The sequence below is a fragment of the Capnocytophaga sp. oral taxon 878 genome (assembly GCF_002999135.1).
Classification (GTDB): domain Bacteria; phylum Bacteroidota; class Bacteroidia; order Flavobacteriales; family Flavobacteriaceae; genus Capnocytophaga.
In genome coordinates this window covers 282,833-306,216 of the sequence record NZ_CP027229.1, presented here as the reverse complement: position 1 = coordinate 306,216, position 23,384 = coordinate 282,833, and the positions used below count along the sequence as shown (strand labels likewise).

The 23,384-nt window shown below is 40.2% G+C and carries 10 protein-coding genes; 3 read left to right on the top strand and 7 right to left on the bottom strand.

From position 1 onward, the window contains the following. The 3 genes from C4H12_RS01305 to C4H12_RS01295 all read right to left on the bottom strand — a co-directional run bounded on the left by C4H12_RS01305 (position 1) and on the right by C4H12_RS01295 (position 4,091). Positions 1-2,004, bottom strand: a complete 2,004-nt coding sequence (locus C4H12_RS01305; RefSeq protein ID WP_106097310.1) for a DUF3857 domain-containing protein — start codon at positions 2,002-2,004, stop codon at positions 1-3. Between the two features lie 47 nt (positions 2,005-2,051). After that, on the bottom strand, positions 2,052-3,503 hold the full coding sequence (locus C4H12_RS01300) for a VWA domain-containing protein (RefSeq protein WP_106099390.1): 1,452 nt from the start codon (positions 3,501-3,503) through the stop codon (positions 2,052-2,054). Positions 3,504-3,740: 237 nt separating this feature from the next. Further along, positions 3,741-4,091: a 4Fe-4S binding protein gene (locus C4H12_RS01295; protein ID WP_106097309.1), complete on the bottom strand. Its 351-nt coding sequence runs from the start codon at positions 4,089-4,091 to the stop codon at positions 3,741-3,743. Positions 4,092-4,420: 329 nt separating this feature from the next. On the opposite strand from C4H12_RS01295, the gene C4H12_RS01290 reads away from it, so the two are divergent. Continuing rightward, positions 4,421-5,182 carry a Rossmann-like and DUF2520 domain-containing protein gene (locus C4H12_RS01290; RefSeq protein WP_371514473.1) on the top strand — a complete coding sequence of 254 codons (762 nt, stop codon included), beginning with the start codon at positions 4,421-4,423 and terminating at the stop codon, positions 5,180-5,182. Beyond that, positions 5,163-5,675, top strand: coding sequence for an HAD family hydrolase (locus C4H12_RS01285; protein ID WP_106097308.1), 513 nt, complete (start codon positions 5,163-5,165; stop codon positions 5,673-5,675). Before C4H12_RS01290 ends, C4H12_RS01285 begins: the two co-directional genes overlap by 20 nt. A gap of 69 nt (positions 5,676-5,744) precedes the next feature. Here C4H12_RS01285 and C4H12_RS01280 read toward each other — a convergent pair whose 3' ends face one another. The 4 genes from C4H12_RS01280 to C4H12_RS01265 form a co-directional block, all read right to left on the bottom strand. Beyond that, positions 5,745-6,920, bottom strand: a complete 1,176-nt coding sequence (locus C4H12_RS01280; protein WP_106097307.1) for a porin — start codon at positions 6,918-6,920, stop codon at positions 5,745-5,747. A gap of 80 nt (positions 6,921-7,000) precedes the next feature. Next, positions 7,001-8,059 carry an L-asparaginase 2 gene (gene ansB / locus C4H12_RS01275; RefSeq protein WP_106097306.1) on the bottom strand — a complete coding sequence of 353 codons (1,059 nt, stop codon included), beginning with the start codon at positions 8,057-8,059 and terminating at the stop codon, positions 7,001-7,003. A gap of 28 nt (positions 8,060-8,087) precedes the next feature. Beyond that, the gene (locus tag C4H12_RS01270) at positions 8,088-9,416 is read right to left on the bottom strand and encodes an anaerobic C4-dicarboxylate transporter family protein (protein ID WP_106097305.1); all 1,329 of its coding nucleotides are present in this window, start codon (positions 9,414-9,416) and stop codon (positions 8,088-8,090) included. 582 nt (positions 9,417-9,998) lie between these two features. After that, on the bottom strand, positions 9,999-21,920 hold the full coding sequence (locus C4H12_RS01265) for a T9SS type B sorting domain-containing protein (protein WP_254424788.1): 11,922 nt from the start codon (positions 21,918-21,920) through the stop codon (positions 9,999-10,001). Between the two features lie 524 nt (positions 21,921-22,444). Here C4H12_RS01265 and C4H12_RS01260 point away from each other — a divergent pair. Further along, positions 22,445-23,308: an NTP transferase domain-containing protein gene (locus tag C4H12_RS01260; RefSeq protein ID WP_106097303.1), complete on the top strand. Its 864-nt coding sequence runs from the start codon at positions 22,445-22,447 to the stop codon at positions 23,306-23,308. Positions 23,309-23,384 lie beyond the last annotated feature (76 nt).

Below are 23,384 nucleotides of genomic sequence, written 5' to 3'. Positions count from 1 at the left end.
TTATTTAAACAATCGTTTCAATGAGTTAAAGAAACCTTTTTCTATTACATCAATACCAATACCAAAGTTGCTATCAGCCATAATATGGTAATCTTGACGCACAGGCTCCAATTTATCCAAAGTAATCTCCACATTCACTAAGGGGTTATACTCTACTATTACTTTACCAGAGTTTTTAGTAATAAACTTCTGAGTTTTATGTGTAAAATACTCATTCTGAATATCACACTCCTGTACAGTATATTTCTCCTTAGTATCTATGTTTTCATCTGTTTTAAGCATTATTTCATAACGCTCGCTATCGTAATTATGCCAAAAACTTGCATCATTATGCTGATGTTCACGTATACTATTTTTCAATATATTTCCATCATAATACATCAAGAAGCGCTTCCCTTCCGAGTCTATAAAGTAAGGCTGTTCAATAATAGCCTCATATTTTACTACAAACTCATTTTCAGTCTTATCATCTTTTACTATTTGCAAAGTAGCTTCTTTAAATATATCTCTAAAATCCTTTCCTTTGCGGTCATTCACATAGTTTAAGGCATAGTATAATGAACTATTCCAACTATCCAAACGCTCATTCTTATTACTTGATTTGAAATAGTTCCGCATTGAATTTGCTCGGTTATAACGATAAGTTGTAAGTAACTCTATCTTACCTTTACCATCTTTCACCTCCAAATCTATCTTCTCATCTATACAAAACTTCTCAAATTTAATAGGAGTCCGCTTTTGTAACTCTTGGTTAGGCAATATCTCCATAAAATAACAGAACGAGATAACAGCTCGATTTTCTAGCTTGCCATATTCATTACGTGCAGTAGCATCTATAAAATACTCTTTACCTTCATAGTTTATCTTCACTATTACATGATTAAATGACAATAATGATGGTAAGTAATATTTTAGATAGAAATCCGAATTGTAATTCACCAATACTACCGATGATTCTACCCCTATATAGTTCAATATAGCTTTTAGCAATACACATTTTGCCTTGCAGTCACCTTGTTTATTCTGATAGGTAATAGCTGGTGCTTGTGGTTTATGCCCATTCATCTCATCGGCATTATACACATAATAGATGTTATTTTGTACAAATTCTATAGCGTATTGTAACTTCTCATCAAGGGTAGGCATAACATCTAGTTTTGCTACCAAATCAGGAGCAAAATCAGTAAGCTTTGCTTTAAACACCTCTTCATAAAGCGGATAAATATAGTTTGAAAGATCTTTCCAAGTGCTATCTGTAGCCAAGTCTACAAACGGAAATATCTCACGATTAGGGTCTACCGGATTGATATAATCATATTTCAATACCTCAAAAGCTTCTCCTTGCGCCAAATATTTCACTTCACTGGGCAGTACATTACCTTCTTCATCACGGAAAAATACATTCTTGTAAGCTACTTGCTTATTGCGGTTATTAATAAACTTAAAGTGATATTTACCATAAGCCCAATATGTATCAGGAGTTACGTAAATATACTTAGTAAAGTCTTTACGTAAAAACTCTTTTTCAGTAAACACCTTAGTACGAGTATCTTCCAATATTAAAATATCATCAAGGTGAAGATCTTTTATTGAAAAATTCAGTTTCTTTGAACTGCTTATAATCCCTCTATTACTATTGCTTTCATTGTCCAATACTTTAATGGTAGTATCGCCTGTTTTATCTATAAGCTCACCATTACGATACACACTGATACGGTGAATGTTAAAAAACTCATTCTCCTCCAATACCATATCATACATTGAAGCGCGCTCTAAGTTTTCAGGCTGTGTAAGGCTGTATGCCATCAAGGCATAGTCAGAGGTAACCTCATTATCTACTTTGCTGTATTTATGCAAAAAATAACAATAATCACGCCCCTCATCTGTTTGTTCTCGTGAGAAGTCCGTATCTACTAAAAGTTCTATTATTTCACTGTCTGATAAAGAGTTAGTCCAATCACCAGCAGCTACAAAGCTGTATAATTCGTTTTTTTCTGTTTGCACTTTATTATTTATTTTAAATCGGGTGCAAAGATAATACTTTTTTCCGATTATTTTGCTAATAATTCTGCACTTTTTACCAAGCGCACAAATTCTTTTCTATAACCTTCTTCATCTCTACCTATAGCTCCATTTGCCAATTCTACCACCTGTCCATAGCTTGCTTGGGCTTTATTGCTATTATTGCGCAACAAAATACCAAATTCAGCTACACTGGCAGCAAAACGAAAATCTACCGAAGTATCCTTTAACTCTTTCTTATGGAACACCAAAGGCTCTGTTATCTCCACACTTTTCGCATCCTTCACTTTAGGATCTTTATAGCGTATCTTCAAAAATCCTAACTCATTACCATTCCCTTTTTCATTCAGCACTTGGGTCTGATAACGGAAGGATTGACTTGTTTTCCCATCAGCAGGCACTAACTCATAAAGAGCTGTAACAGTATGCCCTGCTCCTATTTCACCAGCATCTTTTTTGTCTTCAGTAAAATCCTCATTGGCTAACATACGGTTCTCATATCCTATTAATTTATACTCTTTTACATATTTAGGATTGAACTCTAATTGTAGCTTCACATCTTTAGCTACCGCAAATAAAGTACCAGCAAACTCATTCACCAACACCTTTTTAGCCTCTGTAATATCGTCTATATAAGCGTAATTCCCATTGCCCTTATCTGCTATAGTCTCTGCCATATCATCGCGATAGTTCCCCATACCAAAGCCCAAAACCGACATATAAATACCGCTTTCTCGCTTCTCTTCTATGAATTTCTCTAAATCTTTCGGGTTATTAATCCCTACATTGAAATCTCCATCAGTAGCCAAAATAATACGGTTATTTCCGCCTTTAATAAAGTTGCGTTCAGCCTCTTTATAAGCCAACTGGATACCTCTACTGCCCGAAGTCGAGCCTTCAGCTTCCAATCCATCCAATACGTTTATGATTTTTTCTTTATCTTTAACAGGGGTCGATGATAGTGCCACCCGTGTACCACTTGCATAAGTAACAATAGCCACACGGTCAGTAGGTTTTAACTGCGTAAGCAGCAGCTTAAATGATGATTTTAACAAAGGTAATTTATTAGAACTATACATCGAGCCCGATACATCTATCAAGAAGACAATATTTGATGAAGGGGCTTTTGCCAAATCTATATGTTTAGCTTGTAATCCAATCCGAAGTAATAAGTTCTTAGGGTTCCAAGGCGCAGGTGCTAGTTCCGAACTCACACGCAGTGGCGATGTTGCACCCTCTTCCGGAGCAGGATAATCATAATCAAAGTAATTCACCATCTCCTCTATGCGCACCGCATCAGCTGGAGGCAATTGCCCATAACCTATCATACGGCGCACATTAGCGTATGAAGCCCTATCCACATCTGCCGAAAAGGTAGTTACTGGTTGCTGAGCCACAGCCACAAACTTATTCTCAGTAATTTCTTTATAAGTCTCCTTATAAGCAATAGCCCCTATAGCAGGCTCTTGAATTTCTGCCATATTGCTTAGCACCTCTTCCTCATCAAGCATAGGTGCCTGAGCCTCCTTAGTTACAGGAGCAGGCGTTTTTTGTAGTGTTCTGTTCGAATTGTGATAACCCTCACGATTACCACAAGCTACTAGCAACAAAGATGCCAGCAGCAATAAAGGCACATTTCTTTTCATAAAGCTATCTTTTTTAGTTCTACACCTTATGAAGTTCAAATGTTATGCCAAAGTCCAGTAATTTCCAGCCAATTATTCCTCGTGAATAAACCTTTTTTTAGCCCATAATTCCTCTTCTGTCTCCTCGTGTGCCTCATCAGGCACACAACAGTCCACAGGACACACTGCAGCACATTGAGGCTCATCGTGAAACCCTATACATTCAGTACATTTATCAGCCACGATAAAGTAGTATTCATCACTCAGCGGTTGTTGTGGCTCATCAGCATCCACCTCCAGCCCACTGGGCAATACCACACGCCCTTTCAGGGTCGTACCGTCCGAGTACCTCCAGTCATCAGCCCCCTCATAAATAGCGTTATTAGGACATTCAGGCTCACAAGCCCCACAGTTAATACAATCGTCAGTTATTATTATAGCCATTTTTCAGATATTAGGTTTTAACCAATTAGTTTCTCTCACTAAGTCAAATTGGGCGGCAAAAGTACAAATAATTTAATAAGTGACCAAATCCCACCCTCAATAGCACCCAATTCTCTTCTACATCAAATACACAAAAAACCTAATAACACACACCCCTCACTTCAATCACACCCCTCCCCTATCCCGAACGAACGAATAACGAAGGATAAACGAACTATAAACGAAGGATAGTTAGTACACTCACCCAATCCGTCTCCCCCCAAAACCTACCCCCTAATTTGCTAATTGATATTTTATTCGTATCTTTGCCCTCACAATTGGTTATTAAAATGAATATTTCAATCATAGGCGCCGGTAATATGGCCTACCAGCTTGCCCACGCCCTCCTCTCCCTACCCCAAGTAACTATCACCCAGCTCTACAGCCGTAGCAGCTTCTCAGCCGAATTCTCACACCTACAAATCGAAAAAATAACCAATCTATCACAACTACGCCCTGCCGACCTCTGTATCCTCGCCGTAAAAGACGACGCCATAGCCAGCGTATCAGCAGCCCTACCCTTCAAAAACCAGTTAGTAGTCCATACCTCTGGCAATACCGATATGCTCTCTATCAGCAGCCAAAACAGGCGCGGAGTACTATACCCCCTCCAAACAATGAGTAAGCAAACATTCGTCAATTTTAGCCAAGTACCCTTCTGCTTAGAAGCCGAAAACCCTACCGACTATCAGCTCCTACACCACTTAGCCTCCCTGCTATCCACCCAAATATACCCCCTAAGCAGCTACCAACGCAAAATACTACACGTAGCAGCCGTATTCCTAAACAACTTCACCAACCACCTCGTACACATCAGCCAGCAAATATGCCAAAAAGAGCAAGTACCTTTCAAAATATTAGAACCCCTATTAACCGAAACCTTTGCCAAACTACAAAAAATACCCGCCTATGAAGCACAAACAGGACCCGCAAGGCGTAACGATACCGCCACCATAGCCAGCCACCTATCACTCTTAAACGAAACCGAGAAAGAAATATACCAGATAATTACAAATTCAATAATTAATACTTATGGAAGAAAAGAATTATAAAGAAAAACTCAAAGATATCACCACCTTCATCTTTGATGTTGATGGGGTCTTCACCAACACCCAAGTATTTGTCAATAATGATGGCGACCTGCTTCGCAGTATGAATATGAAAGACGGATTTGCACTGAAAACAGCCGTTTCCAAAGGCTATACCGTTTGCATCATTACCGGAGGCGGCAACATAGGAGTACAAAAACGCTTTGAAAATCTTGGCGTAACCGATATCTATATGCTACGCCACGAAAAGCTCGCCACTTTCTTAGAATACCAAAAAAGCAAAGGATTGCGTACCGAGCAAATCCTCTATATGGGTGATGATATCCCCGATATTCCACCTATGCAACACTCGGGATTAGCCACTTGCCCACAAGATGCCGTACCCGAAGTAAAAGCAGCAGCCCACTACATATCACACCGCAATGGCGGAGAAGGGGCTGTTCGCGATGTTATTGAGCAAGTACTCAAAGTACGCGGCGATTGGTTCACCTTTTAAAGAAGAAAAAAGAGGCTGCCCAAAATTAGACAGCCTCTTTTATTAAATTCAAATTTTATTAACTCTCAATTAAAACGCTTTAATACGATACATCATACCAATACTCACACGGTTAGTATCAGTAGTTACTTTATTCACTTCCCTACTTCTGCCTATATAAGCCAAGAAGAAACGTAAGTCTTGATCTTTAAAAGGCAAATATTCTACACCTCCGTAATAACCAATACCTGTAAGCTCATTACCAGCCAAGTCACTTTTAGCAGTTTCGTACAAACCCTGTGCAAAAATATTCAATTCAGGTATAGGCTGATACTCAGCTTTTAGTACAAAACTGTTATATTTAGCATCTTTTACAAGTGTTGTTTTACTCATTGGAGTATATTTCAACCTATCCAACTGTTCATTAGCCATCATATAATCCAAGAAGACTTGAAACTTAGGCAAATTAAGTTTAGTACCCAACATTACCATAGAGTTCATATAACCATCAGCTTCATTTTGCACACCTACCCCCCAACGCGTCTGAATAAGATTTTCAAACAAATTACCATTCCAGTTAAAGATATAAGTTAATGGAGCTTTGCTAGCTGTTATAGTAGGACTTGTAGTACCATAAATATTAGCGAAAGTATCATTCCTTACATCCGTAATTTGCAAGTTAAATTCGTGGTTAGCATTAGGTGCATAAGTAATCATTCCCCCTACCATAAAGTTATCCATATTCTCAATAAAGTCAGAATATTCATAAATATTCATAGGGTTCAAATCAAACTCAAAGCCACCCCACGCTTGGCACATCTTACCTACGGTTAGAGCCCATTTTTCATCAAGGCGGAACCCTGCATAAAGCATATCAGTAGCTTTAGCTAAGTTATCCAATGAAGCAGCTGCATTAGGCTTATTCAAACGATGACGAAGGCGGTAAAATATACGATCGGTAATATCACCACGCACTTCCCAACGCAATTGGCGCGCTTTAAACTGCGCAGTCATATCTTTGTCTTTTTCTTTTTCAACATCAAAACTACTTTGAAAGTTGAAATACATATTGAACTTCTTGTGCAATGGGCTTTCCATTTCATCAAGAGGCATTTGCAATTCCATAGGAGCAACAGCAGGTGGCGGAGCCATACGCAGCTGCTCTATTTCCATACGTAATTGGTTTATTTGATTTTGCAAATCTTGTTGTGCGGTGGCAACACCTCCCGCAAGGAGACTTATTGCCAAAACTAATATTCTTTTCATAGTGGTATTGTTTTATAAATTAGCCTATAAAGTAATTAGTCGCCGGTTATTAGTTAAACTAACAACTGACGACCAACAGACTAATACTCATTAAAATATTTTTGTATTTGTTTCCAATCTTTGGTTTTAGTAAGAGCTAACATCAGTAGTACACGAGCCTTTTGTGGGTTAAGGGTTTGCGAAGCCACAAACTGATATTTAGCATCATCTACTTCGGCATCGAGGGTAGTAGCCCCAGTAGGCACCCGTGATGAACGCACAAACTGTATACCTTGCTCTCTGGCTTTTACTGCCAAATCAAAGAGGGTGTGGTATAAGTTACCATTACCTACCCCTGCGTGTACAATACCTTCAAACTTGGCATCCATAAAGGCTTTCATTGGCAATTCGGATACGTTAGAATAGCTATACACTATACCTACTTTAGGTAATTCTTTTAGGTTATCTACATTAAATACAGATTGGTAAGTGTGTTTGTTTTCAGGAGTGCGGTTAAAGAATACTTTACCATTGTGAATATAAGCTAACTTACCATAGTTCGCCCCTTGGAAAGTTTCAACAGCGGTAGTACTTGTTTTAATCACATCTTTGGCATCAAGCACAATATCGTTCATACATACCATTACGCCTCGTGCCATAGCATTCTTATCGGCTGCTACAGCTACTGCATTATAAAGGTTTAGAGGGCCATCGGCACTCATACCTGTGGCGGGACGCATAGCTCCTACCATTACTACTGGCTTCTTGCTATGTACAGTAAGATTTAGGAAGTAGGCAGTTTCTTCCATAGTATCGGTACCATGGGTGATTACTACACCATCATAACCTTCTTTGTTTAGGAGCTGGTTGATACGTTTGGCAAGGGTAAGCCACACTTGGTCATTCATATCTTGTGAGCCAATCTTTACAATTTGTTCTCCACTGATATCGGCTATGTTTTTCACTTCGGGCACAGCCTCCAGCAGTTGATAAATACCGAGTTCACCGGCTTTGTAATTACTTTCAGTATTTGATTTACTTACACCGGCAATGGTACCACCAGTAGCTAAAATACGAATCTTTGGTTTTTGTTGCGCAAAGACTGCCACGGTCATTAACATTAGTAATGAAAGGGCCATTTTTTTGATTAATGTCATAATTGTTTATTTGTTAATTTGGTTTATATTCTTACATAAACATTATTATAAAAAAACCTACAGCAATGGCTACAATAGTAGCTACAAAACCGGGTATTTGGAATGAGTGGTTCAGGACGTATTTACCTATGCGCGTAGTACCCGTTCTATCGAAATTAATAGCGGCAACTACAGTGGGGTAGTTTGGAATAAAGAAATATCCGTTTACAGCAGGGAACATGGCGATAAGTGATAAAGCAGGAAGGTTTAGGGTGGTAACGGCCGTAGGGTAAAGCGTTCTTACTGTTGATGCCTGACTAAACAAAAGAATAGACATTACAAAAAGAGCTATGGCAAAGAGAAAAGGATAATCGGTTACAATACCTTTAATATTATTTTCAAAGAATATCTTATTTCCTTCAAAGAATGTATTTCCCAGCCAAGCGATTCCAAAAATCGCAATAACTGCTTGCATTCCCGCCAAAAACACTGACCCTTTGATTACCTTGTTTACATTTACACGGGAGAAGACTAGTATTAAACCTGCAGCCGTCATCATTATAATCTCAATAATGTGGGTCATCTCCATTTTTTGTATTTTACCACCTATCATAAATGAAGGGCGGAGTATATCAATAGAACCAAAAAGCATAATAGAAACTACTGCTATAAGGAATATTATTACTGATGTTTTAGCCCTTTGTTGGTCTTTTTCATTTATTTCTGCAGCCGATTTTTCTTCTTTTTTCAATAAACCTTCTTTCAAACGGCGCAAATATTCGGGATCTTTTTCAAGAGGAATACCTATAAAACTCACTACTATGGCTCCTACAATTACCCCTATAAGTGTGGCGGGCACACAGACCATAAGGATATTGCCGAGCGTAATCCCTTTACTGCCTAAGAGCTCGGCTGAGAGCAAAGCTGCTGTAGCTGCCGAAATAGGGCTGGCAGTAATGGCTTGTTGGGAAGCGATTACAGAGATAGAAAGGGGTCGCTCGGGGCGTACCTTGCTATCGGTAGCAATTTCGGAGATGATAGGCAAAAGTGAATAGGCTACATGCCCTGTACCTGAAAAAAAGGTAAAGATGTAACAAACTATGGGTGCCAAGAAGGTAATCATTGCAGGATTTTTGCGCAAGATTTTCTCGGCTACTTTCACCAAATAATCCAAGCCTCCTGCTTCTTGCAAAGCTGCTGCTGCTGTGATTACTGCAACAATGATAAGCATTACATCTGTAGGTGTTTCTCCTGGTTTGAGACCGAAGCCAAAAACCAAAATACCTAAACCTATCATACCAAAGATACCGAGCCCGATACCTCCTACCCTTGCCCCTATGAATATAGCGGCGAGCACAACGAGTAGTTCAATATAAATCATAGTTCTTAGTTACTCTAAAAATTTGGCTCAAAAGTACAAATGTTTTGCGAAATAGGCAAGAGTTTGACGATATTTTTTTTCATTCAAGATAAGATTTATTTGATAGAAAAAAGTATTGCATTTTATTTAATGTTTTGGGTGTTTTGTTGCGGATTTGGCAAAAAGAGGTTTTGATGATAATGTTGCTGATATTCAATAGAGTAAGGATTATCCTTCGTTTAGAGTTCGTTTATCCTTCGTTATTGGTTCGTTCTTCGTTCGTTCAGGTTGGGGGGTGTTTAGGGGATGGATGAGGGATGATTGGGGGGAAGGAGATTGATTATTAAGTGATTGTATTTTTAAGAAGGTGCAAGTATTGGGGTTGGATTCTTTTGAAAAATTCGCAAAGAAAATGAGGTTTAGGTGAAAAATAAAAAATAAAAGGTGGGAAGTGAGGGGGGCTTTGGCTTGGGGTGGGAGATGGTAGAGGGTGAGAGGAGGCTTTCCTTTATTAAAGGGTATGCCTTTCATATATAAAAAAACTGCTCACGTGTTTTATCGTGAGCAGTTTTTAAAAGGTTTTAAGTATGAACTTTTAAACTATTACCTATATAATGTGAAGTTTCCATAGAACTGTCGCTTATCATATAACTGATCATTGATTTCTATCACATACCAGTAATCGCCTGATGGCATTAGACGACCGTCATACTGTCCGTCCCAGCCTTCGCCTGGTGCTAAGTTGGCTATTCGCCTTCCATATCGATCAAATATATAAATGCGTGCATTCACATTATTATCCAAATACTTAGGTTGCCATACATCATTCACTCCGTCGCCATCTGGGGTGAAGAAGTTGGGGACTTCTATATCGTGGTAAGGGACTTCGGCTGTGAGCGTTGCTGTACATCCGTTGGCATCCTCTACCCTCACTTGGATTATCTTAATGCGTACCCCGTTGGATTCTATGCGCTCTGGATCGTCGTGGTTTATCTTATAGCTTGTATTGCTACCTCTATCCACGCCATTGTAATAGAATGTGTAACCCTTAAGATTGGTAGTAGTACCGCCTGCCGCTTTTACTTCAATGGTATTGATAGCGGTAGCTGAGCTGGTGGTATTGGTAAGGGTAAGCGGATCGTAAAGATCAAAATCAAAGGTTTTAGAGGCTGTACAATGTCCGGTTACTGGGGTAAGGGTGTTGTAGTGTACCTCGATAGTATGGGTTCTTGTGGTGCGATCAAACTCATCAATATATCCTATATTACCTAAGGTGCGTACAAAACTTGTAGTGGTAGCGGTGCCATCAAGAGCGTAGGTTATCTTACTGAAATCTACCTCTGGGTTACGGAACCTCACTACTAAATAATCCTTGTAATTATTAGTACCCGCATCACAAGTACCTTCACGCTCTACATAATTCACCGCTATATCTGGGAATTCTACCACTGTAAAGCTAACGGTTTTGGTCATCACACAACCGTTGGTATCGGTAATCACTACCTTGTAATAAGTGTCTTTTGGTGCTGGTGGTAAATTCACAAAGCTATCGGAGGTGGCCGTTATTCCTCGGTGACCGTTTATCTTCTGTCCATTATCGGCTCGTACTATATCTACATCATAAGTTCCTGTACCGCCTGCTATGTTTTGAATTGTAACACTACCATCATTCTGAGCGTTGCAGGTGTAGAACTGTGAGGCGTTCTCATCTATATCGGCAGTGATAGGCTGTGGATTGGCAAAGGTAAAGGTTCCTGCTACTGTTACTGAGCAGTTCTTACTATCTACTATATCTACACGATAGGTTCCTGGCTCAATACCTTCAAATGTATATTCGGTATCGGGGGTGATATACCTAGGTATATTACTACCTGTAGCTGACAGCCTTACCAGTACATAGCTATAAGGACGGGTTCCTCCTGATACATTACTTACTTTTAACTTACCATTGTTAGCGTCTACACAAGTAATAGAGGTTACTTGGGTGGTGATGCTTGCCACTTGTATGCTATTGTAAGGATCAATAGTAATAGTGCGAGTACCACTATATGTTGTACAACCTAAAGCATCTATTAAAGTAATAGCATATTGACCTGCATTTAAGCCTCGGAACTCAACCCCTGGTGCTCCTGATGGTATATTGCTAAGGGTTACTGCACCTCCTGGTGTAGGACTTATTGGGGTAAGGGTTACTGTATATTCTTGCTCACCTCCAGTAACCGTAAGTTCTCCTACGGCATCTTGGTTTTGACAGTTAACAGATACTTTCTGTTTCACATTACTTACACTTATCTCATCTGGGTTGGATGGGATAATAAAGCGGTGCTTAGCTACTCGGCAACCCGTACTATTAGAAATTGCTTCTATATCATACGATCCTCCTTTAAGGGTAGTAATGGTTACTATATTACCTATGGCACTACCTGATAAACTTACAGGTGAACTACTACCTACAGATGTAATGGTATAGGTAAATCCTGCTGTAGACTGATCGCCATTAGAAAGATCGGTATCCTTAAGAGTAAGGGTTATTCCTCCAAAATCGGTATGACAAACTGCTCTCACTGGGTTGGTAGACTCTATAGCAAAGGTATTGACATCTTTAATGCGGTGACCTCCTACTATACTACAGCCTGTACGCTCATTGATTACTTGTACGGTATAGTTGCTACCTGATAAGGCACTAGAACCATTGAGGGTTAGAGATAGAGTGGTGCTTGCTACTGTTGTTACCGTAGCGATACTATTACCTACTCCTTGAACTATATACTTAAGTGGGGTTCCTGCTATATAACCAGTAGTACCTACATCTATACGTATTGCTTCATCAACCACACAAGTGGCTGATGTGGTAGTGGTAATACTAAGGGTTGTAAGATCAAAGGCTGGTGCTATAGTCACACTTGCTGTACTAGTAGCACAACCGCCTGAGGCATCTTTCACTCTTACATAATAACTGCCTCCGCTAAGGTTGGTAAGGTTATATACTGTTCCGTTTCCTAAACTTGTATGTGTTGTAGCATCAAAGAACTCGGTTGTATAAGGTGGTATACCGCCTTTTATCTTAGTGGTATCAAGAATTACTTGTGGAGTGGATAGCCCTGCATTGCCTTGACACTTGTACTGAGTAGCTGTAATGACTCCAGTATCAAAAGTAATTGGCTCTGGAGAGGTAACCACTGCATATACTTGTGCAGTACATCCTTCATTATTGGTAATAAGAATATCATACTTCACTCCTTGAGGGGTACCTCGTAATCCGCTGAAAATAGCATTGTGGGTTCCTGCTGTTGTAGGAGTGGTGGTTACTGCTACAGTATTACCGGTGGTAATATCTATAGCACTGGTAATTTCAAAAGTATAGGTCTTGCTATCTGAAGGCATTATGACATCTATACTTCCGGTACCTGTAACTGTTAATCCTAAATTACATTTCTCATGGTAAGGCTGTACTGTTACCCCTGCTAAACTTATAGGTTCTGGGTCTTGTACTGTTACTTCTTTTACTATAGGACAGTCTTGGGTTTGGGAATCGTAAATACTAATACGATAAGTAGCTGCTTGGGTGAAAGATGCTGTACCCAAAGTAATGGTCATACCCGTAGCTGGCGTGGTAACAGCAGCTCCTACAACAAGGGTTTCACTAGCTATAGAACCATTGTCTAAACGCTCTAAAGTATAACTATAGGTACCTGTACCTCCTGTTACTGTCACCGTCATCTCGGCCGTAGGGGTAGCACAAGTTTTTGGCTTGGTAATAGCCGCTACTGCCTTAATAACATCGGTAGTGCTGAAGGTTATGCTACTAGCACAACCGTTTACATCGGTTACTGTTACTGTATGTGACACCAATGGGGTGACCTCTACCTCAAAGGCTTGGTTAGACAACGTCCATTGGATAGGTAGCCCTGCTGAGCCATCTAAACTGTAATAGTGTGCTCCTTGTCCTATCTTATCTAAGGTTATTCGCACTGGTATCTTGCCATTGGTATTATTATATGCCTGACAAGCTAAAGTGGTTACGGTAGCTACATTAGGTACATCAAACTGAGTGATGGTTACTGTACTGCGCTTTTCACAACCGTAAGCATCACGTACATATACATCCCAAGCTCCTGTAGGCATATTCACATACAAGGACTCTTGTGTGGTGAGGGTATAGGTTGTAGGAGCGGCTCCTCCTGCTGTTACATAACTATAAGTGTAGGTAGCTGTACCTCCAGTGATGTTTAACCATATTTGTCCTGGATCTTTACAAGTAGACTTCTTGGTTTCTTTAGTGCTTACTTGTAACTCTATAGCTGAACGCTTGATCTCAAAATCAAAAGATCTTACACACTTATTACCTCCTATTGTTTGAATAAACTTGATTAAATACTTACCTGCTGATAAGTTAGTATTTGTGTTCTGTGGCGTTGCATATCCTAAAGGTGCAATAGAAACTACCGTTCCTGAGGCTTCAGGAGCAGTGGCATTTGGATCACTAGATTTGTATATTTGCCAAGTTATATTAGTCGCTAATGGATCTACTCCTGACAATGTATATGTAAGTGTACCATTATTGCCACTTGAACAACTCACATTCTGTACAGACAAAGTCGCTGCTAATGTATTGGCTGCCGGTACTGGCACTGTAGCCTCTTGTACATATCGACAACCTGTGGTAATATTGTATGCTACAAAAGTGTATTTTACTCCTGGGGTTAAGTTGGGTATCTCGGCTACTACGCCTGCTCCTGATACTGTTGCTTTATACCATATATCATTACCTCCATTAGGGTTGGTTGTAGCTACGGTATTGGCTACTGACCCATCGGATGGGTTTTGAATGCCTGGACGGTACACCGCAAAGTATGCCTTAGTAGTTGCTGTAAAGGTTCCTGAACTTGTTGCACTAATAATGGCCTTGGTGTGTTCCGCACAAGTTGTTAATGGTGGGAAGGTAATGTTCATCACACTTGAATTTGGATTGATAAGTGCTGATAAACGTTTTTCACATCCATTGGCATCGGTAATGGTGATTTGGTAATTACCGTAATTAAGTCCTGTAAATATCGATGATACATAACTTGTTTTTGTTTGTGTAGCCTCAACATTGGTATCAGTATTGAGTACCTTCACCACAAATGGTGCTGTTCCTCCACTTTGTAACTGTACGGTAATCTCTGCTAAATCGGCTGCTGTACATCCCATTTGCTTGGTGACTGATGCCGTAGCTCTTACCTCTTCTATCTTATCAATAGTAAATGACTTGCTAACAGTACAGCCTCGTGCATCGGTGAGTACTGCAACATAATTACCTGCTGCCATAGCAGTTGGTGTTTGTACCACTGCACTAGTAACTGCATTACGTATCTGCAAGGTATGTGATACCGTGCCTACATAATAATCGTTAGGGGTGATAATCACACTACCGTTATCATTGCCACATATTGCTTTGGTAGTAGTGAATGTATCGGTGGTAAAGCGTGGTGGATCATAACTGATATTAACAAAACGATCTCGACGACACTCTGTACCATTAGGACTATAGGTAACTACAAACTGTACCAGCGTGCTGGTAGCCGTAGGGGCTGCTATGGTTACAGTAGCCTGACTAGGATCTGATGCTATAACATGGAAAGTGGCTCCTCCATCAATACTATACTCAAATATCTTTGACATAGTAGATACACCACCCGTTACTGTAAGATGGAAGGTATGATTATTCGATACGCAACCTGCATACAACTGGGTAGTTGGTGATACTTGTAATGATAATGGTGCATAGATCTCAGCCGTTACTTGTGTTTGACATCCAAAACTATCGGTTACCGTAAAGGTATGAACACCCGCATCTAACGCATCGGGGTATACAAAGATTGGCGTATTGAACGTATAGGTATTACCTCCTTGACGGCGTACACTGTATTTACCATTGCCATCAAGGACGGTAAGTACAACCTTCTTCTCTGAAGTTACATCGTAACAATAAGATTCTGGCTCGGCAGATACTGTAAGGGTACGTACTCCTTCTATATCTATTGTCGTTTCCGTAGTACATCCATTGGCATCTTTTACTACCAAAGTATAAGTGCCTGCTGGTATGTTACCTATCTGATGTGGATTAGGGGTAGGTGATGTCGGCTCAAAGGTAGTAGTAACTGATACTACATGGTATTGATAACCTGGTGTACCGCCTGTTGCTAAAACTTTTATCTTAGCCCCTGTATTATCACACCTTACTCTTTCCACTAAATTTACAGTTGGTACTATTGGTGTTGGCGCTCCTATGCTATATTCTACAGTTGAAATACAATTAGGCTGAGTCGCATCTTGTACTTGTATCCTTCCATTTTGGATTGCCTCCAAACCGGTAACTGTAAACACACCTTGCGCATCTATAGTGGTAGCTGTCCAAGTAGTAGTGGTGGTATGAGTAAAGCTTATCGCATATTTTACATTGTTTGATGGTGGATTGATCACTCGGATGCGTACCTGTCCATCCGATGCTCCTATACAGCTCACATTCTTCTCGGCTCCATACTTCTCTACTCGCATTTGTTTGTTGGCCTGAACGGTAATAAGCTCGGTTACTTTTAGATCGCAGTAGGTTGTGGCTTGCCATACTTTTACATTATCAATAGCGTAATCATTACCTAAGTTACCATAAGATGAGGATCCTGAACTTATAATACGTATTTGCGCTGTATTATTAGTAAAGCCTGCTACCTCGGCATCGGTAAAGTTGATTGTAAACTTCTTCCAGCCTGATCCGTTGGGGGCTGTACCTACTGTCTTGCTGCGCAATACGGTTCCATCGGCACGGCATAGGGCTACATCAAAACGTGGTGCTACCCCTGATGAGGTAAGCAAACTTACTCCATCAAAACTTACTGTAAGTGCGGTACCTAATGTTACTCCCGTTAAGGCCTTTTTGTAGGCTACCTCACCATTACCATTGCCTGCTATGGCCAAATACCTACCTCCTGATGGATCGGTCGGTATTGTCCAGCTGGCTTTAGAAGGGGCTTGCTTGGTGAGCATCTGCTGACCATCTAGGAAATTGGTAGCATCATTATTACATACCAATCCTGTATTATCGGAACTCAAACAACCATTCTCTTCTGAGCTGCCAAAATCCTCACTAAAGAGTATATTAGGAGTCGTAGATGAATTGGATGGACGATAGTACACCGTTAGGGTGTGTACCCCTGGTGCTAAATTATTAAGCAATAGCGTATTACCACTAAGGGTTTGGGTAGCACTGCCATTGAGTATGTATTGATAGGTTTGTGAAGCTGATGCGCTTACTGTTACCGTTACCTGACCATAGCCATTATCACAGCGGTAAACCACCGGTGTCTGGCTTATAGTAGGTGCTGTGGTTACCTCTACCGTTACGGGAATGGTTACACGACAGTCTTTACTATCTTTTACATAGATATTACTGCTACCGCCTATGTAGCCTATATTGGTGCTTACATAGGTGTTCTCTCCATCAAAACTGTATCTATAAGGTGGAGTGCCGCCTGAGACGTTGTTCACCGATACCTTATACTGGTTGTTTTGGGTATCGCAAGAACGATCGGAAACTACTCCTGCATAAGCCCTAAGTGGGGCTTGAGGTGGTAAGATAACTATTGGCTTCTTGGTATAAATACAGGTTGTACCGGCTACCTGTGATATCATCTCTACCTCATAGGTGCCTGATGGTAAACCTGTGAACAAACCTCCTGCACTGCTCTTGAACACTGGCATCTCTCGAGTACCATCGGCCTTGAGCTTGTACAAGTTTAGAGTACGACTAAAATTCTGTTGCCCAGGTGGGAACATTACATTGATATGACCACTATTAGGATGGGTCTCACAGGTTATCTCTTGGGTAGAGGATATAGTAAAACTATGTGGACTAGGTGGAGTAATGGTTATCTTATTGGAAATAGCAAAAGCTCCGTTACGTGTGTCGCCTACCAAAAACTCATATTCTCCTATACGGCTTACACTGTGTTCTAAATCTACATAGGTTTGACCGCCGGTTTGTACGGCTATAGGTGAGGAGGCAAGCGCCTGTGTAGGACTGCTGAACTGACGCTGCCCATCAATGGTCCAGATAAAGAATCGATATGGTGATTGTCCGCCTTGTGCCTGTAAACGAATCTTGGCCATATTACAGTAACCTTCCTTAAAGCCTTGGAAGGTGGCTGTAACACTCATATCGGTGATCTTCTTAATGGTTGGATTATCAATATACTCACATCCTGCTATTTGATCGGAGGTGATCTTGATACGATAGCTACCCGCCGTTAAATTATCTACCTCAAAACGATTGCTCGTCTTCAAATCGGTACGCAAATAGGTGCCGCCTTTATAAATCTCAACCTTATAGGTAACACCGCTGGAACTCATATTATATGCTACTGCTCCTTGCTCAAAGTTTGTCTCGTCTTTTACCGCTCCTCGGGTGCCTTGCAGTGAACCGGTGATGATTTGGAAATAGAAACTTGTATCACAACCTGAGTTGGTGAGCTTTAAACGGTATAACCCTGCTGTGTTAAACGAGTAATTGCGATCGGTACTAAATGTAGTCCAGCAATCATCACTGGTTACTCGACAATCCGGATCTGTTACTTGGTTCTGACAGCTGCTGTTGAACATTTGCCACTCAAATGGTGTGTTCTGATAGTTTACTGTAAGCTGCTTAGCGCCGCCTTGACACAAATAGAACTGGCTTGTCCAACTTCCATCGGATGGACATACAACCCCTATGTTTTGTGCTTGTGCTCGAATGGGATCGGTAGTGCTGCTTACCGTTTGGTAGTTGATGGTCTCTGTTACTGTAAACTGTACCCCATGACAAGAAATAGTTTTTACTACTTTATATATGCCTGCTGATGTAGGGGCGTATTGCTGTGTATTGCCCACTACATTACCATTAGGATCATACCACTGATAGGTGGTGAAACCGCCTATAGCCTTAAAGGTTACTTGACCGGTACCACAGAACATCTCCTGACGATTACAATCGGAGGTGTTAATGGTGGTTGTTAATGAGGCTGTATGGCTCATCTCGGCCAGTGGACAGCCTGCTGGACCTCCCTTGTAGGTGGCTGTAAGCTCGGTATATACAAAGTTCTGACATGGAGCAAATAACGCTTCACAGTCTCCTTGTACTTTTAATGGTATGCGGATCACTCGCTCGGGATCACCTAACCTTAATGTGGAATTATTATTATTGGCTCCTATCTCAAATCGCCAAGACTTCGTTACTGAATTATACGAAGAGGTAGGCTGCGGATGCTGCCATGATCCATCTCCCGCTCCACTCAAATCAGGAGCTCCATTGGATACTATAGTAGTGGCGTCGGGCATCTTAACATCTAAGGTAGCACGATTGATGTTCTCCGATCCATCGTTCTGATACCTCAACTCGTAATAAAACTGCTGATTGGGCTGTAACTGTGTAATGGTATTGCCAGAGGCATCGGTGTAACGCTGCTGGGTCTTGAGTTTTAAGGCATTTGATTTGACAGTTATATTGAATGAACACGAAGCCGTATTACCTGCCACATCGGTAAAGGTGTAAATAACCTTTGTAGTACCTATAGGGAAAATATCGCCAGGAGCGTGTGTGCTAGTACGATTGACTAGACCTAAGCACGAAGGTTCGGCTGTAGGTTCTATCCACGATACTGAAGCATCGCATCTACCTATAGAGGCATTAACTGTGATATCATTAGGACAACCATTAGTAATTCTAGGCTTATCGGTAGGAGGCATTACCACAGTAGCGGTTTTGGTATACCAAGTATAATTGGCACAACCTATACCTGGGCGGATGCGATATTCGGCCATATATGAAGTAGTTTCATAAATAGGCTCGGAAAACTTGCTTCCTGTTTTATAAGGAGCTGCTGTAGTTTTGTTGCCATTGGCATCGAGCTTGAACCATCGTATATCAAAGATACTTTCGGGTATACCCAGTAGTTGTACTGTAGCCGTATTACCTTTACAGAAAGGTACGGGACGGTCGATGACTAAAGCAGGATCAAAGGTAGCAGAAGGATCCAAACTGATATACTTAGGTACTGTTTGGCAAACGTGTACTGTTTCGACCAAATAATGTTTGCCTGATGCTAATCCATCAAAGACGTGATAGTAAGTATTATCACTTTCTTGATAGGTGTGTGTTTTAATAGGTGTGGAGGTAGTAGTTCCGGTGGATGTAGCGTTAGGTCTTTCGTAAAGATTAAAAGTAAGAGGGAAAACTACACTTTGCCCTGTAACATCGGCGGCTATCATATAAGTACCTGTACCGGGATCGCACACCAAAGGACTTAAAGTAGGGTTGAGTTTTTCAATAGGTTCTACAACTATATCTTTTTCAAACTCGGTTACTGCTGGGCCAGGTTCTGAAATCCAGTAATAGAGCCAAGTTTTTGAAGTGGTATAGGTTTTTCCTTGAAGAATACTAAGGTTGGCTACTAATTTAACTTTATATTTACCAGGTAGTAAATTGAGGAATGAGCCATTGAAAGGGTTGGCATTCCTGATTAAAGGTTGGCCTAAGGTACCATTAGCATTATATTTTTGTAACGTAATATTGATATATGGGTTATTAAAGCCTCCTTTGCTTTTGTATATCATTTCGGCAACGTTACAGTCTTTTTTAAAGGCTAGTTCCTCGGGTTGATAGTCTGTGCTTAAGAAGTCGAGTTCTTTAGTAGTAGTTTGCCCACACCCATCGGTTACAGTTATTCGGTAACGGCCTGAGGGTAAATTGGTATAACCTGCAATATCATAAGTATCGGTTGCGCTACTAAAGACTTTTTTATTGATAAGTGGGAAAGTGATAGTACGAGGCTGAGCAGCTTCTAAAAATCCTATTTTGGGTGTATAGGTAATAGATTTAGAGCCATCGGCTGGTTCTACTTTTACTTCGAGAGGGCTTACATAGTTTCTGGTATTGAAACGTATCATAAAAGCTCCTGTTTCCTGATGTAGCCCGTAGAGTAGGCTCATATCTTTCCATATATTTTCTAATGAAGGTAAAGAGCCTTGGGGGTATTTAATTTCAATTACTTTTGAGCAAGTTTCAAAGCAGTTGTTGGTATTTTTGTAGGTAAGCCTATAAAATCCTTCGCCGGCATTATCTAGGTAAATGCGGCGGTTCGTCCATCGTGCTTGTCCAGGACCGGCTGTAGCGGCATTGGTCATAGGGACGGTAGTCCAAGGGCCTGAAGCTGAAGGGCCTTTTTCTAACTTAAAATGTTCTATTTTTTCGACATCTATTTTATTATCGTCGTGCCATCTTACAAAGTAGCGATGGGTACCTCCTTGGGTAACATTAGGCATATCTCGGTACTGGCCATAAGGAATTTCATAATAAAGGATTAATTCCTTGGTAGTACTAGAAGAGCAGCCTGCGGGGATGCCCATATTATAGGAATGATTTTTAACGAATAATAACTTGGTATTACAAGTAAGAGGGTCTATTTGATCATTAAAACGTACGGTTTCTTTGATAGTATTTTTACCGCCTTTAATGGTTATTTCTACCACATCGCCTTTTTCGATAATATAATCTTTGAGCCAGAAGCCATAATAGTCAAAAGAACTTGAAATATCAATTACTTTACCAACTTTGGAGGGTGTTGGTGAATTTAAAAAGCGAACTACTGCGGTACCTGGGAGAGTGAAGTAATTATATAAGGCTTGGGCATTAGAAACTCCTTCCTGAACGTACTTACCATCTTCGACCCTTACAATTCTGAATCGAGCTTGATGCTTACCGCAATCGGTATTACTTACGATGAGCTCTCTGAAGTTGTACATTTTGATATTGATACACTCGGGAGTTTGTATTTCGGGAGGTATTGTGATTGGCAAGCGGCGAGTTTCGCCACAGTTAGGGCCAGTGGTGGTTACGTCTTTAATTTGGAGCCTTACTTCTTGATTAGGACTAAGAGGATGTGCTGCTGTACCACGTACCTCGATATAATTATTACCGGTAGGGCGATTAAACCTTTGGGTAGGTACTAGGACGGTATTACCGGTTTCGTCGAGTATTGTTACATCAAAGGGGCCATTACCTCCGCTAGGAATACGGAAACGTACGCCTCCTTGCTTAGTACAAGTAGGAGCTACGCCTTCTAAGCCAAATATGTTCATAGGCACATAACTATTGGTAATAGTTACTGAGCGCTCGACAATGGCTCCTGTTTTAGCGTCACGTACTATGACTTGATAGGTACCTGATTCTAAGTTATTAAGCGTGTATTCGGCTGTACCTCCTGCTGCCACAGGATAGGGTGACATTTTGAAAACATCATCTTTATTTTTGCCCTTAAATTGAATTATAAATTCACCACTTGAGGGCTTACAAACTGCGGGGTACGGTGATGCATCTTTAGCAGTTACTTTAATAGCATTATCGGCATAACAACTTCCTACGATGGGAGTTATCTGCACGTCGATACACTCGATTTGAGCCCAACTGAGCCCAGAGAAGATTAAAAATGTAATTGCTGTAAGAAACTTTTTCATTATTATTTATCCTTAAAAAGTTATATTATTTTGGAGGCTTTTTAGCTACCAAACATAATTAGTGCCACAAAAGTACATCTTTTTTTCTGAGGCAACAAAAGTTATTAAAGTCGGTTTTTATTAGTTGATTAAAAAAGTAATGTAACACATTTATTTTCAATATATTACAATATAGTTAAATTATTGTTAAAGTTAATAATATTATAGTTATTTTAGATTTGGCTTTAGGGAGATGCTTGGCTGCTGGAGCTTACAACTATCCTTCGTTTATAGTTCGTTTATCCTTCGTTTATCGTTCGTTCAAGGTTGGTGGTGTAGTGAAGTACTGTGGGGGAAGAATTATCCTTTGTTATTTGTTGGTTTATCTTTCAAAATAGCTTAGAGAAGCTTGTGATAGAGTTTCGTAAAAATTTTTTTTCTTTTTCATTGTTATTTAGTTTTTATTTCGTATCTTTGCCGCGCTAATGAATACTTAGGGATTCGTGTTAGCCTTATTATCAACATTTAAGATTTTCTTATATTATATGACAACATTAGTAATTTTGGCGGCTGGATTAGGTAGTCGCTTTGGCTCTGACAAACAATTGGAGGATATTCACAATGGCAATGCGCTATTTGATTATGGGATTTATGATGCTATAGAGGCTGGATTTGACAATGTGGTACTTATCATTCGTCACGAAATTGATGATTTGGCACGCCAACACCTACAAAATCGTTTCCCCGGAGTGCCTATCAGCTATGTATATCAAGATGATTTCAATCCTAAAGGAATAGAACGCAAGAAACCTTGGGGTACTGGGCACGCTATGCTATGTGTGAAAGAAGTGGTGAAGAATCCTTTTTTGATTATCAATGCTGATGATTACTACGGTAAAGAAGGATTTAAACTAATGTATAATGCGCTAAATTCGGGTAAAGAAAAGACCTTTTACTCTGGCGGTTACCTACTAAAAAACACTCTTAGTGAGAATGGTACTGTTTCACGAGGTATCTGTGAGGTAGATGATAATCACCATCTGTTATCAATTAACGAAGCTACTAAATTACGCAAAATAAATGATACTACTGCGGTAGATGAAGCTACAGGAATAGAGTACCCTCTAAATACGTTTGTATCAATGAATTTCTGGGGATTTACACACGATGTGCTTGATATAGCTGAACGTTATTTTACTGACTTTGTTATTGAAAACAAAAATGATCCTAAAGCAGAGTTTTACATTCCATTAGTAGTTCAGCACGCTATTAAAGATTATGGGTACAAATTGGAAGTGTTACCTAACCACGATACTTGGTTTGGTATGACTTATCGTGAAGACCTTGCTATGGTGCAGACTGAAATGCAGAAACTTATAGATAGAGGTTGTTATCCTGATAGATTTTAGATAAAATGAAAGTTATGAGCTTTGCCAAAAAGAGCTTTGGCAAAGCTCGTAATTTTAAAATATGTATACCAAGAAC